Source organism: Mycolicibacterium wolinskyi, assembly GCF_002101965.1.
GTDB lineage: Bacteria > Actinomycetota > Actinomycetes > Mycobacteriales > Mycobacteriaceae > Mycobacterium > Mycobacterium wolinskyi.
On record NZ_LQQA01000030.1, the window covers coordinates 433,468 to 445,883 of the forward strand.

General features: G+C 67.8%; 13 protein-coding genes. 6 read left to right on the plus strand and 7 right to left on the minus strand.

All coding sequences use genetic code 11. The features are described from left to right. The first annotated feature begins 4 nt into the window (after positions 1 to 4). Positions 5 to 1,756, plus strand: a complete 1,752-nt coding sequence (locus tag AWC31_RS25765; RefSeq protein WP_234817013.1) for a BamB-related PQQ repeat family beta-propellar protein — start codon at positions 5 to 7, stop codon at positions 1,754 to 1,756. On the opposite strand, the gene AWC31_RS25770 is transcribed toward AWC31_RS25765, so the two are convergent. Continuing rightward, positions 1,753 to 2,649, minus strand: a complete 897-nt coding sequence (locus tag AWC31_RS25770) for a diphosphate--fructose-6-phosphate 1-phosphotransferase (protein ID WP_085146790.1) — start codon at positions 2,647 to 2,649, stop codon at positions 1,753 to 1,755. The two genes, AWC31_RS25765 and AWC31_RS25770, sit on opposite strands and share 4 nt — an antisense overlap. Before the next feature lie 7 nt (positions 2,650 to 2,656). Beyond that, positions 2,657 to 3,880, minus strand: coding sequence for an NADH:flavin oxidoreductase (locus tag AWC31_RS25775; RefSeq protein ID WP_085146792.1), 1,224 nt, complete (start codon positions 3,878 to 3,880; stop codon positions 2,657 to 2,659). A gap of 28 nt (positions 3,881 to 3,908) precedes the next feature. Between AWC31_RS25775 and AWC31_RS25780 the strand changes: the two genes are divergently transcribed. Further along, a complete protein-coding gene (locus AWC31_RS25780; RefSeq protein ID WP_067842928.1) occupies positions 3,909 to 4,760 on the plus strand; it encodes a bifunctional methylenetetrahydrofolate dehydrogenase/methenyltetrahydrofolate cyclohydrolase in 852 nt (283 codons plus the stop codon). Continuing rightward, positions 4,757 to 5,050, plus strand: coding sequence for a DUF3017 domain-containing protein (locus AWC31_RS25785; RefSeq protein WP_085146794.1), 294 nt, complete (start codon positions 4,757 to 4,759; stop codon positions 5,048 to 5,050). Before AWC31_RS25780 ends, AWC31_RS25785 begins: the two co-directional genes overlap by 4 nt. On the opposite strand, the gene erm is transcribed toward AWC31_RS25785, so the two are convergent. Continuing rightward, positions 5,047 to 5,787 (minus strand): 23S ribosomal RNA methyltransferase Erm, encoded by a 741-nt coding sequence (gene erm, locus AWC31_RS25790; RefSeq protein WP_085146796.1) that lies wholly within the window; start codon positions 5,785 to 5,787, stop codon positions 5,047 to 5,049. The genes AWC31_RS25785 and erm overlap by 4 nt on opposite strands. A gap of 196 nt (positions 5,788 to 5,983) precedes the next feature. Between erm and AWC31_RS25795 the strand changes: the two genes are divergently transcribed. Together AWC31_RS25795 and AWC31_RS25800 are read left to right on the plus strand one after the other, a co-directional pair. After that, positions 5,984 to 6,616 (plus strand): acyl-CoA-like ligand-binding transcription factor, encoded by a 633-nt coding sequence (locus tag AWC31_RS25795; RefSeq protein ID WP_165766056.1) that lies wholly within the window; start codon positions 5,984 to 5,986, stop codon positions 6,614 to 6,616. Further along, the gene (locus AWC31_RS25800) at positions 6,613 to 8,160 is read left to right on the plus strand and encodes an FAD-dependent monooxygenase (RefSeq protein ID WP_085146798.1); all 1,548 of its coding nucleotides are present in this window, start codon (positions 6,613 to 6,615) and stop codon (positions 8,158 to 8,160) included. Before AWC31_RS25795 ends, AWC31_RS25800 begins: the two co-directional genes overlap by 4 nt. Here the strand turns inward: AWC31_RS25800 and AWC31_RS25805 are convergent. After that, positions 8,150 to 8,572 (minus strand): nuclear transport factor 2 family protein, encoded by a 423-nt coding sequence (locus tag AWC31_RS25805; protein ID WP_110775255.1) that lies wholly within the window; start codon positions 8,570 to 8,572, stop codon positions 8,150 to 8,152. The genes AWC31_RS25800 and AWC31_RS25805 overlap by 11 nt on opposite strands. A gap of 75 nt (positions 8,573 to 8,647) precedes the next feature. Here AWC31_RS25805 and AWC31_RS25810 point away from each other — a divergent pair, with 75 nt between their 5' ends. After that, on the plus strand, positions 8,648 to 9,142 hold the full coding sequence (locus tag AWC31_RS25810) for a winged helix-turn-helix transcriptional regulator (protein WP_085146802.1): 495 nt from the start codon (positions 8,648 to 8,650) through the stop codon (positions 9,140 to 9,142). Here the strand turns inward: AWC31_RS25810 and AWC31_RS25815 are convergent. Genes AWC31_RS25815 through AWC31_RS25825 form a run of 3 tightly spaced genes read right to left on the minus strand, consistent with a single transcriptional unit; the run spans position 9,139 to position 12,348 of the window. Continuing rightward, positions 9,139 to 9,870: a class I SAM-dependent methyltransferase gene (locus AWC31_RS25815; protein WP_085146804.1), complete on the minus strand. Its 732-nt coding sequence runs from the start codon at positions 9,868 to 9,870 to the stop codon at positions 9,139 to 9,141. The genes AWC31_RS25810 and AWC31_RS25815 overlap by 4 nt on opposite strands. Beyond that, positions 9,867 to 10,997 carry a homoserine O-acetyltransferase MetX gene (gene metX, locus AWC31_RS25820; protein WP_085146806.1) on the minus strand — a complete coding sequence of 377 codons (1,131 nt, stop codon included), beginning with the start codon at positions 10,995 to 10,997 and terminating at the stop codon, positions 9,867 to 9,869. The genes AWC31_RS25815 and metX overlap by 4 nt, the downstream gene beginning before the upstream one ends. Positions 10,998 to 11,016: 19 nt before the next feature. Beyond that, a complete protein-coding gene (locus AWC31_RS25825; protein ID WP_085146808.1) occupies positions 11,017 to 12,348 on the minus strand; it encodes a bifunctional o-acetylhomoserine/o-acetylserine sulfhydrylase in 1,332 nt (443 codons plus the stop codon). Positions 12,349 to 12,416: the final 68 nt, after the last annotated feature.

A 12,416-nucleotide genomic window follows, 5' to 3' on the forward strand; every position in this document is an offset into this window, starting at 1 on the left:
GACGATGGCCGGCGTGGGTCGCGAAGAGATAGCCGAACGCGTCCGTACCGTGCTGCGTCCGGCGGCGATGGTGCTGGCGGGGCTGGCGGTGGTGTTGCTGGTGTGGGCTGCGGTACTCGCGACGTGGGCGCGACTGGCCGCGCCGCGCAGCGTGGCGGAGGGCGCCTGGTATCTGGTCAACGTGCACCGTTGGGGCGATGCGCTGCCGAACCGGATGGCCCTCTCGGTGACCGTGATCGCGTTGCTGTTGATCGCCGCGATGGCCTACAGCGTTTGGCGAGGGCGCACCGGCCGGGATCTGTCGGCCACCCCGGTCGGGGCGGCGGCGGTTGCGGCGCTGCTGTTCATCGCCTACGTCACGCAGGACATCCCGGAGTACTACCGGGCGGCGATGTCCGGCGCGCCGGTCACCGCGGCATTGCCCGCGGGGATGGCCTCATGGTGGTTGTGCCTGGGGGGCGCGGCGGCCGCCATGTTGGCGGCCAGGGCCTTTCCACGGTTGGAACGCGATGCCCTGCGATGGCTGGCGCTCGGTGCAGTGATCGCTGTGGTGGTTGCCTCGGTGGTCACGGTGGCGGCGCTGCGGACCGGCGATGACGGGCGCTACGTGGACGCCAGCACCGCGGCCTCGATCGATGCCCCCGCGGCGCCCACCGCGCTGGGGCAGCGTGCGTTCACCGTTCCGGTTGCCGACGCGTTCACCGACATGGATCTGCCGAGGTATGAAATCGATTCGGCCGGTGCAGGTTTCGTGGTGTATCACGATCACCGCATCACGGCCTATGGTGCCGACGGGAAGGAACGGTGGCACTATGCCCGCACCGGCCCGGGGGACATCTCAGTCGACCGGATGCGGGTGGTCGACAACGGGGCCACGGTGCTGGCGTTCATCGGCGGCGGACTGGTCGGCCTTGACACCATGACCGGGGAGCGGCTGTGGACCAGCGCGGACGAGGACCTCGTCGAGGCAGCGCGCGGTCGTTTCGAGCGGGCGTCCGGGCCGTACGTGGTGGGTTGGAACGATGAACAGGTCTGGACGCGATATGACAGCCGCACGGGCCGGTTGATGTGGCGGGTGACCGCACCGCATCCAGATTGCGGCATCGTCGAACCGGTGGTGAGTTCCTCGGGGGTGTTGTCGCTGGTGCAATGTGAGGACGGCAAAGTCTGGTTGACCGTGCTCGATCCCGAAACCGGCGAAACCGGCTGGGACACCATGGTTCTGGATGCTGCCGTGGACCCGGCAATGCCGCCGCAGGATCGCATTCTCAATCGCGTGGTGCTGCCCGCCAACGGTGTCGGCGTATTCCTCAACTTTTTCGGGCCTGCTGCGCCAGAGGGCCCGATGTATGCCAATGTCGCCGACCGGTCCATCACCCGGTTTTCGGCGCTCGATCGTCCCGCCGAATCACCCGGTCCCAGCGATGATTTCATCGTTTCGGAAAATCCGGCCAACCGGTTGGCCCTGTTCGGTGCGGATGGACACCGGCGGTGTCAGGTCGGTGCCGACGTCGACCCGGTCCGGACGAAGGTGCCCGGGCGAGCCCTGGACCGGCCGGCTTTCGTCACGCTGTCCGACAACTTCGTCGTCGCAGACCGCTCGGGCTCCCTTCGGACCTTCGACGGCACGACGTGTGCCCAGACCGCATCGGTGCCCGCCGAAGCCGTGGAGGGCTTGGTGCCGGTCCCCGGAGCGGTGCTGGTGCTGCGGCGCGACAGCCACACGCTGCAGATCGACGGCTACCGGGCGGATTAGTCGGCGTAGGCCAGGTTGGGCACCGCCTCGTCGGGATAGCGGTCTTGCGGTTCCCAGACATCCCAGGTCTGCACGGCCCAGAACACCGCGAACACCAGGATGAGGACGATCTCGACCACGAACACGCCGAAGTGGACGTCGCGGATGAGGAGCACGACGGCCACCACGACGGTGGCCAGCATGAGCGCTGCGATCGTCGCGTAGAACCGGGCAAGGCGCTGGCGCACAGCCGCTCTGGCGTAGCACGCGTGATAGACCGCTACGAGAGTGATGGCCAGGAACATCGCGACGGCGGCGATGACGTGTGCGTGGTCGGCGAACCAGTCCCACAACATCAGCACCGCGCCGGCGACGGTGATCACCACAAGTGCTGCGGGTAGCCACTTTTCGATCCGCAACAGCGCGGTTGCCACGTGCTTCCACAGCGTGGCGGCCTCGGCGCAGGCAGGTTGCGACGCGGTGGGCGGCGATTGCGACGGGCGCCAGCGGTCCAGCGCGAGGTACAGCGCCGCGCTGGCCGCGGTTGCCACGAACAGCGCCGCGACGTTGTTGGCGACGCCGCCGAACGGATCGGTCTCGGTCGGCAGCCACGGCTCACACACGTCGACTGCGCCGGTCGGGATCAACGCCACGAGAAAGGCCATGAACCCCGAGAAGTTCAACAGGGCCTCCTCGCCGGTGCGGCTGCCCTTGTAGGCGACGAGGCAGATACCGATCGCGCACACCGCGGCGAGGAACACCGCGTGAGTACGGGTGTAGTAGAACGCGCTGATGGACCCCTGCAGGCAGCTCTGCCCCCAGGTGAGCCCCACCGAGACCAGAAGGAAGACCACCAGCGCGACCAGGCTCACCCGGACGTAGCGATAGGTGACCATGATGTCGCTGGCGGCCATGCATTGGTTATCTCACGAGCGCGTCCGGGGCTCCAGTCACCACGCAGTGGGTATGGCTGTAGATCGTCGGCATGCACCGGTTGCAGTGTGTGCACAGCGATTTGATCGAGTGCGCCTCGCCGTCGGCCTTGATGCGGTTGATCAGATCGGGTTCGGCCAGCAGGGCGCGGCCCATCGCGACGAAGTCGAAACCCTCGGCCATCGCGAGGTCCATGGTGTCGCGGTTGGTGATGCCGCCCAGCAGGATCAGCGGCATCTTGAGCTCGGCGCGGAACAACTTGGCATCCCGCAGCAGGTAGGCCTCACGGTAGGGGTACTGGCGCAGGAAGTTCTTGCCCATCATCCGCACGCCCCACCGGATCGGCGGTTTGAACGCACCGGCGAATTCCTTCACCGGCGCGTCGCCGCGGAACAGATACATCGGGTTGACCAGCGAGCTGCCCGCGGTGAGTTCGATCGCATCGAGCGCGCCGTCCTCCTCGAGCCACTTGGCGGTCTGCAGCGATTCCTCGGTGGAGATCCCGCCGCGCACGCCGTCGCTCATGTTGAGTTTCGCAGTGACGGCGATCTGACCCGGCGCATATGCGTCGACGGCCTGACGGACCGCGCGCACCACGCCGCGGGCCACCTTGGCCCGGTTCTCCAGTGATCCGCCGAACTCGTCGGTGCGGCGATTGATCAGCGGGCTGAGAAACGAGCTGGCCAGATAGTTGTGACCCAGGTGAACCTCCACGGCGTCGAATCCGGCGTCGATGGCCAGCCGGGCGGCGTTGGCGTGCGCCTCCATCACGTCGCGGATGTCGTCGCGCGTGGCCTTCTTCGCGAACCGCATCGACAACGGGTTGAAGAACCGCACCGGGGCCAGGGCCTGCGCCTTGTTGGTCCGTGCGTTGGCGACCGGCCCGGCATGTCCGATCTGGGCGCTGATCGCCGCACCTTCGGCGTGGACGGCGTCGGTCAGCTTGAGCAGCCCGGGTATGGCCTCCGGGCGCATCCAGATCTGCCAGCCGTCGGTCCGGCCGCCCGGCGACACCGCGCAATAGGCGACCGTGGTCATGCCGACGCCACCCGCGGCGGGGAGGCGGTGATAGTTGATCAAATCGTCGGTGACCAGGGCATTGGGTGTGGACGCCTCGAACGTGGCGGCCTTGATGATGCGGTTGCGCAGGGTCACCGGGCCGAGCTTGGCCTCACTGAATACGTCAGTGAACACATTGGGCTGAGTGTTCATGGCAGCTGAGCCTGCCACAATGTCAGGCGTGGGTGCGATGACTCTGGACGGTAAGGCCACACGCGACGAGATCTTCGTCGATCTCAAGCAGCGCGTTGCGAAGTTGACCGAATCGGGCCGCACGCCCGGGCTCGGCACGGTGCTGGTCGGCGACGACCCGGGATCGCAGGCCTATGTGCGCGGTAAACACGCCGACTGCGCGAAGGTCGGCATCAACTCCATCCGCCGCGACCTGCCCGCCGACATCACCCAGGCCCAGCTCGACGACACCATCGACGAGCTCAACGCCAACCCGGACTGCACGGGCTACATCGTGCAGCTTCCGCTGCCCAAGCATCTCAACGAGAACGCCGCGCTCGAGCGCATCGACCCGGCCAAGGACGCCGACGGGCTGCACCCGACCAACCTCGGCCGGCTCGTGCTCGGCAAGGAGGCTCCACTGCCGTGCACACCGCGAGGCATCGTGCATCTGCTGCGCCGGTTCGACGTGCCGATCGCGGGCGCGCACGTGGTGGTGATCGGGCGCGGCGTGACGGTCGGTAGGCCCATGGGCCTGCTGCTGACCCGGCGCTCCGAGAACGCCACCGTGACCCTGTGCCACACCGGCACGCGCGATCTGCCCGCCCTCACCCGCCAAGCCGACATCATCATCGCCGCGGTCGGCGTGCCGCACATGGTGACCGCCGACATGGTCAAGCCGGGCGCGGCGGTCGTCGATGTCGGTGTCAGCCGCGTCGACGGCAAGCTGACCGGTGACGTCGCGCCCGACGTGTGGGACGTGGCCGGTCATGTGTCGCCCAACCCCGGCGGCGTCGGACCGCTGACCCGCGCGTTCCTGCTGACCAACGTCGTAGAGCTCGAAGAGTCGAAACTGGCGTGACCTTAAAGGAATTCGCCCGCAAGGTGTTCGCCGGCCAGTGGCCGATCCTCGTGGTCGGCCTGATCTTCATCGCGGCGTTCGCTCTTGTGGTGGCGGGTTACTGGCGCCGTGGCGCCCTCGTGATCGGTATCGGCGTCGGTGTCGCTGCCGCATTGCGGCTGGCACTGACCGACGACCGCGCTGGTCTGCTCGTGGTGCGCAGCAGGGGTATCGACTTCGTCACCACCGCGACCGTGAGCGCGGCCGTCCTCTACATCGCGTGGACCATCGATCCGCTGGGCACGAGCTAGCCGACCGCCGCGAACAACGCCGCCCACTGCGTCGCGGTCAAGTCCTTGGGCAGCGCAGCCGGGTTGATCCCGTTGTCGCGTAACCAGTGCCGGGGCACGCGGCGGCCGATGATCTGCGCGATACCCCGGCCGCGCCCGGTGAACACCTGGTGCACCAGCGCCTGATATCGCCGGCGATCGACAGCGTCGATCATCGGTTCCGCGCGACGGGTGATGGTCAGTAACCCGGCGTCCACGGTCGGGCGTGGCCGGAAGGCGTTCGCGGAAATCTTTCGCGCCAAACCGAATTCGAACCACGGCCACCACTGCGCCGTCATCATGGTGGCGCCGCCGACCCCGGCGCGGCGGCGCGCCACCTCCCATTGGACGAGCAGCACGGCATCGGTCCAGCCGGGCCCGTGCAGCAGGCGCCGCAGCATCGCGGTGGTGAGGTGGAAGGGCAGGTTGCCGACAATCACGTGCGGTGTGCGGGGCAGTCGAAAGCGCAGGAAATCGGTGGCCACCACCTTCGCCGAGGTATGGCCGGCGAGCCGCTCGGCGCGCCGGCTGTCGATCTCGATCGCGGTCAACGGCCGCCCGAGCCGCTGCAAAGGCACGGTCAGCGCGCCGTCGCCGGCCCCGACTTCGACGATGGGACCGGTTGTGCGCGAAATAATTTCGACGATGTCGGCGACCACGCGACGATCGCACAGAAAATTCTGGCCGAACTCATGCCGGCCGTGAGATGGGGAAGACACGGTTTCTCCGCAGACGCAGGGACAAAGCTGCTGCGGCGGATGTGTCGAGACAGAGCAGATCCGCCGCTAGGCGATGCGAATGCGGATGAAGAAGGTAGCTGCTGACATGGCAGCCACCGTAGAGGCGTGTGCGTGGGGGAGCAACCGATTTTCCGAGAGAGTTGCCCAATGTGCAATATTGCCCAGTGTGCAAGATATGGCTAGGGTGGTGGCCGTGGGACTACGCGAGCGCAAGAAACTCGACACCCGGCGGGCGCTGAGCGACGCCGCGATGACGCTCACCTTCGATCGCGGCCTGGAGAACGTGACACGCGAGGACATCGCCAAGCTGGCCGGCGTCTCGCTGCGGACGTTCAACAACTACTTCACCGGCAAGTACGAGGCGCTCGCGTACCGCCAGATCGAACGCCTCAGGCGCAGCATCGATCTGCTGCGGGAGCGTCCGGTCGGCGAACCGTTGTGGACGTCCATCGCCGAGTCGGTGATCGCGCCGCTGGACGACGAACTCGGTGACGTGGGCGGCGCCGACAGTGCGGTACCGACGCGCCAGCAGCTCGTCGAGATTCGAAAGTTGCTGATGATCCCGGAGATTCGCGATGCGACGTTTCGGGGCATGTTCGACGAATGGGTCGCCGCGATCGCCGAACGCGCCGGCACCGAACCGTCGGACATGTACCCACGCCTCGTCGCAGCCGTCGTGCGTGCGGTCGGCGATGTCGCGATGGACGAGTATGCGGCCGCTGATCCGCCGGTGCCGTTCGCATCGTTACTACGTGAGGGTTTCGCGGCCGTCGCCGCGGGACTGCCCGAACCCGGAAGGAAACCATGACCGAGAAAACCGACGTCGTCATCTCCGGAGCCGGGCCCAACGGCCTGCTGCTCGCCGGTGAACTGGCGCTGGCCGGCGTCCGGCCGGTCGTGCTGGAGCTGCTGCCCGAGCCCAGCCCCGAACTCAAGGCCAACGGTATTGTCGGGCAGGCGAACCGGGCTCTCGATCTGCGTGGCCTCTATCAGAAACTGAGCGGTTCGCCGCAGCCGCCGCAGCCCATGAACGGCTACATCTTCGCCGGCATGCAGGTGCCGTTCGCCGATCTGGCCGAAAACCCGATGTACGGCATGCTGATTCAGCAACCGCGTGTGGTGCGTGAGCTCGTGGACTGGGTGAGCGATCTGGGTGCCGAGATTCGGTGGGGCCACGAACTGACCGGCATCGTGCCTCGCGCCGACGGTGTGGCGGTGACCGTGGCGACGCCGCACGGACACTACGAGATCGACACCACCTACCTCGTCGGCGCCGACGGCGGGCGCAGCCCCGTGCGAAAGGCGGCCGGAATCGGCTTTCCCGGCCTCACGACCGACGTCGTCGCGCGTGTCGGCCATGTCGCCGTGCCCGATGAGTTCCGGGCTCGCGGCGGCGGCCTGCGCATCCCCGGAATCGGACGTCTACCGTTCGGCCACAACAGGTTCGATCGCGGCGTGCTGATCTACGCCGAGTTCGAGCCGGGACGTTCCATGGTCGGCACGGTCGAATACGGCACCCTGCTGCCCGACGATGCGCCGCCGCTGACCATCGCCGAACTGCGCGACAGTGCGGCCCGCGTGCTCGGTACTGACCTGCCGATGGAACCGCCGGCCGGGCCCGGGCCACACGCCTTGCGGCGCATCAACGGTCAGAACACCCGACAGGCCGACCGGTACCGCGCCGGCAACGTGTTCCTGGTCGGCGATGCCGCGCATGTGCATTCGGCGATGGGCGGGCCCGGTTTGAACCTGGGCATGCAGGACGCGATGAACCTGGGCTGGAAACTGGCCGCCACGGTGCAGGGGTGGGCGCCGCCCGGCCTGCTCGACAGCTATCACACCGAGCGGTATCCGGCCGGCGAGCGCGTGATGATGCACTCGATGGCTCAGGCCGCCCTGATGGCCGCCGGGCCCGAGGTGGCGGCACTGCGAACACTTTTCGGTGAGCTGCTGTCAACGCCGGACGGCGCCGCCCACATCGCGAACGTGCTCGCCGGGTCCGATGTGCGCTACGACGTGGGTGACGATCATCGGCTGTCCGGGCGGTTCATGCCGGATCTGGTGCTCGACGACGATCGGCGGGTGGCTGAACTCATGCGTTCGGGCCGGCCGCTGCTGCTCGACCTGAGCGGCGGCACGGTCGCCGATGCGACCGAGGGTTGGCGTGACCGCGTGGACGTCGTGGTGGCGACCAAACACCAGGCGCCTGCGGCCGCTCTGCTAATCCGCCCCGATGGCTACATCGCTTGGGCTGCCGACGTTTTCGGCGAGGCCGACCGGGATCGGCTGCACGCTGCGCTGCACCGCTGGTGCGGCAGGCCGGATCCGGTGGCCGACGAACTCAGCGCCTGAGCGCCCGGCGAACCGCGGCGGGGTGGCGGGCGATCTTCGGTCCGAGCAGGAGTGCGAAGACCGCGATCGCGAGCAACGGCCGTAGGTGGGGGCGTAGGCGCATGATCCGACCGGTGTCATCGAGTTCGAACACCAGCGCATCGGTGATGGTGATGCCGGCGATCCGGGCCTCGCTGACCGCCACCCGCGTTCGGCCGTCGCCGATCACCTCCTGCCACCTCAGATCGCGCAGGCCGCCGTACACCTCGGCGAGCAGCAGTCGCAGGTCTTCGCGGCCGCGGAACACCATGCGGCCCGACAGCGGCGACACCAGCTCCGCGTCTGGCGCGAGGGTGTCGACGAGCCGGTCGATGTCCTTGGCACGGGTGGCTTCGCAGAACGCGGCCACCGAATCAGTAGTTGTCTCGCTCACCGTTACCCCTTACTTGCTTTTTGCAAGTTACCTAATCAGAGTCAATGGTGAAAAGCAATGAACTACTGTTGGCCCATGCCTAAACAGTCCTTCAGCGACATCTCGTGTTCGATCGCGCGGGCCGTCGACGTCGTGGGTCAGCGGTGGACGCCGTTGATCCTGCGCGACCTGTTCGCTGGGCTTACGCGCTTCGAGGACATCCGGCGCGACCTCGGCATCGCATCGAATGTCCTGACGGCACGCCTCGACGAGCTCGAAAGCCATGGGATCGTCGAACGCCGCCAGTACCAGACCGCGCCGGTGCGCTACGAATACCTGCTCACCGAAAAGGGACGGGATCTGTACCCGGTCATCGCGACGCTGGTGGCTTGGGGGGACAAATGGCTGGCGGGAGCCGACGGGCCACCGGCGCTGTTGCGGCACAACGCCTGCGGCCGCGTCACCACGGCGAAAACGGTCTGTGCCGAGTGTGGCGAGGTGCTCGACGCGGATACGACCACGGCCACGCCCGGCCCCGGCGCGATGATCGGCCCGGGCACTGCCGTCATCGGCGAATTCATTGCGCGCTAAGCCAGCGTCGCGCGAATGCACACCGTGACGTACGGCAGTGCCAAGCCGGTCGTGTTGGCCAGCGCCGGGTGGGTGGCCAGCAGTTCGCGAACCTGGCCCAGCGTGCGGGTGCGGACCTGCTCGGGCGAGGTGATGCAGTAGCTGCGGGAGGCCACCAGGTCGATGAGGGCTTGCGGCGTCAGGTAACTCGTCCACTCCACCTGGTGCCGCTCGGTGTCGGCGAACGGCTCGGGCAGTGTCACCTGATGATTGAACGGATCGTCCTCGTGGCCGATGATGCGGCCCAGATCCTTGACCCAGCCGAGCCGCTCGTCGCGGGTGTTCCACACCAGGCCCAACCGGCCGCCGGGCCGCAGTACCCTGCTGACTTCCTTGACGGCGCGCTCGGGATCGAACCAGTGCCACGCCTGGGCCACCAGCACGGCGTCAACGCTGTTGTCCGGCAACGGGATTTCCTCTGCCGTTCCCAGCAGCGCCGGGGTGTCCGGCAGGGAGTTCGACAGCAGTTCCAGCATCTCGGCGATCGGGTCGACCGCTATCACGTCGAGTCCGCGTTCGACCAGTCGCGTGGTGAGTTTGCCGGTGCCCGCCCCCAGATCGAGCACATCGTGTGCGTCGGCCGGAAGCAGCCAGTCGATGGCTTCGGGCGGATACGACGGGCGGCCGCGTTCGTAGGCGGCGGCCTCCGAGCCGAATGACAGGGAACGTTGCTGCCGAGAACTGGTCACCTTTGTGCAAGCTCCAATGTTCGGCGGATCAACTTGCCGACCAGTTCGGTCTCGACCAGGAAGCCGTCGTGGCCGTAGGCCGAGTCGACCACGTCCAGGTCACTACACCCGGGCAGTAGGTCGGCGAGTTCCTCTTGCAGGCGGATGGGGTAGAGGCGGTCGGAGGTGATACCGCCGACCACGGTCGGCACGCGGCAGCTTCGCAGCGCGGCCCGCACCCCGCCGCGGCCGCGGCCGACATCGTGACTGGACAACGCGTCGCTCAGGACGACATAGGTGCCGGGATCGAACCGGGCGGCCAGCTTGCCGCCCTGGTACTCCAGATAGCTCTGCACCGCGTAGCGGCCGCCGGCGACCGGATCCTCGCCACCCTGGGCCTCGTTGCGGAACCGGGTGTCGAGCTCCTCTTCGCCGCGGTAGGTCAGGTGCGCGAACCGCCGGGCGATCTCCATCCCCGCCGTCGGTGCCCGGCCCGTTCCGTAGTAGTCACCGCCCTGCCAGTCGGGATCGGCCTTGATCGCGGCGACCTGGGTGGCCTGGGTGCCGATCTGGTCGGCGGTCGCGCGTGCCCCGACGGCCAGGACCAGTGCGGCCCGCACGTCGTCGGGATGTCCGACGATCCATTCCAGGGCACGGGCTCCGCCCATCGACCCACCGATCACCGCGGCGACCTCGGTGATGCCGAGCGCGGCGAGCGCGGCCCGATCGGCCGCCACCTGATCGCGGATGGTGATCTGGGGAAACCTTGAGCCCCAAGGCTTTCCGTCCGGCGCGAGGGAGCCGGGCCCGGTGGAGCCGCGGCAACCGCCGAGCACGTTCGTCGCGATCGCGCACCAGTGGTCGGTGTCGATCGGGGCGTCCGGCCCGGCCACGCCGTCCCACCAGCCCGGTGTCGGGTGGTCGTCGTCGGCGGGTCCGGTGACGTGGGAGTCGCCGGTCAGTGCGTGCAGCACCACCACCACGTTGTCGCGGTTGGGTGACAGCTCGCCCCACCGCTGCACGGCGATCGTGACGTCGGGCAGGACGGTGCCGTTCTCGAGGGTCAGCGCGCCGATGTTCACCAGGCCGATCTCGCCTTCTGCGGGCAAGGGCTGGGTCTGCACGGGAGGTTCTTCGGTGATCGTCACTGGGCTCGTCTCACGCAACTCACACCGTGGACGCCGTCTGCGAGGCACCACTGAACGGACGGGCGGCGGCGAATCCCTGCTCGAGGTCGGCCAGGATGTCGTCGATCCCCTCGAGGCCGACGGCCAGCCGGACCAGGCCGGGCGTGACACCCGTGGACAGCTGCTCCTCGGCGGTCAGCTGCTGGTGGGTCGTCGACGCGGGATGGATGACCAGCGAGCGGACATCGCCGATGTTGGCGACGTGGCTGTGCAGCGTGAGCGCGTTGACGAATGCCTTGCCTGCCTCGATACCGCCGGACAGTTCGAAGGCCAGGACCGCGCCCGTGCCCTTGGGCGCGATCTTGCGACCGAGCTCGTACCACGGCGAGGTGGGCAGACCGGCGTAGTTCACCGACGTCACGTCAGGGTGACCCGCCAGGTACTCCGCCACCCTCTGAGCGTTGGCCACGTGCCGTTCAACACGCAGTGACAGCGTCTCTAATCCCTGTGCGATCAAAAACGCGTTGAACGGTGCGGCCGCCGAACCCAGGTCGCGCAGCAGCTGCACGCGCGCCTTCAGTGCATACGCGGGCGCTCCGAGCTCGGCGAACACCACGCCGTGGTAGCTCGGGTCCGGCTCGGTGAATCCGGGGAACTTGCCGTTCGTCCAGTCGAACGTGCCGCCGTCGACGATCACGCCCGCGATCGCCGAACCGTGCCCGCCCAGATACTTCGTCGCCGAGTGCACGACGATGTCGGCGCCGTGGGCGAGCGGCTGGATCAGATAGGGCGTCGCGATGGTGTTGTCGACGATCAGCGGCACGCCGTTGTCGTGTGCGACGGCGGCGACCGACGGAATGTCGAGCACGTCGATCTGCGGGTTGGAGATCGTCTCGGCGAAGAAGGCCTTGGTGTTCGGCTGCACCGCCGCGCGCCAGGAGTCCAGATCATCGGGGTTTGCCACGAAGCTGACCTCGATGCCGAGCTTGGGCAACGTGTAGTGGAACAAGTTGTACGTGCCGCCGTAGAGCCGCGGACTCGACACGATGTGGTCGCCTGCGCCGGCGATGTTGAGGATGGCAAACGTCTCGGCGGCCTGTCCGGACGCCAGAAACAGCGCGGCGACGCCGCCTTCGAGCGCCGCGATGCGCTGCTCGACCACGTCGGTGGTCGGGTTCATGATGCGCGTGTAGATATTGCCCGGCTGTTCCAGGCCGAACAGCGCGGCGGCGTGCGCGGTGTCGTTGAACGTGTAGGACGTCGTCTGGTAGATCGGCAGCGCGCGGGCGTTGGTGGCGCTGTCGGGGGTCTGGCCGGCGTGGATCTGCTTGGTCTCGAACGACCACTCTGCGGCGTTGTCCGGGGTGCTCATGGGTGTGTTGTCTCCTGCGAGATGAAGGGGAAGTCGATTACCGGGCGTCCTGCCTGCGCATGGCAGCA

What these genes read in the sequence shown, in the direction of transcription:
- AWC31_RS25770 (WP_085146790.1), bottom strand. Translation starts at nt 2,649, where the DNA reads ATGGCCGCCAGCGACATCATGGTCACCTATCGCTACGTCCGGGTGAGC.
- AWC31_RS25810 (WP_085146802.1), top strand. Translation starts at nt 8,648, where the DNA reads ATGCCTAAACAGTCCTTCAGCGACATCTCGTGTTCGATCGCGCGGGCC.
- AWC31_RS25765 (WP_234817013.1), top strand. Translation starts at nt 5, where the DNA reads ATGGCCGGCGTGGGTCGCGAAGAGATAGCCGAACGCGTCCGTACCGTG.
- AWC31_RS25800 (WP_085146798.1), top strand. Translation starts at nt 6,613, where the DNA reads ATGACCGAGAAAACCGACGTCGTCATCTCCGGAGCCGGGCCCAACGGC.
- AWC31_RS25795 (WP_165766056.1), top strand. Translation starts at nt 5,984, where the DNA reads ATGGCTAGGGTGGTGGCCGTGGGACTACGCGAGCGCAAGAAACTCGAC.
- AWC31_RS25825 (WP_085146808.1), bottom strand. Translation starts at nt 12,348, where the DNA reads ATGAGCACCCCGGACAACGCCGCAGAGTGGTCGTTCGAGACCAAGCAG.
- AWC31_RS25775 (WP_085146792.1), bottom strand. Translation starts at nt 3,880, where the DNA reads ATGAACACTCAGCCCAATGTGTTCACTGACGTATTCAGTGAGGCCAAG.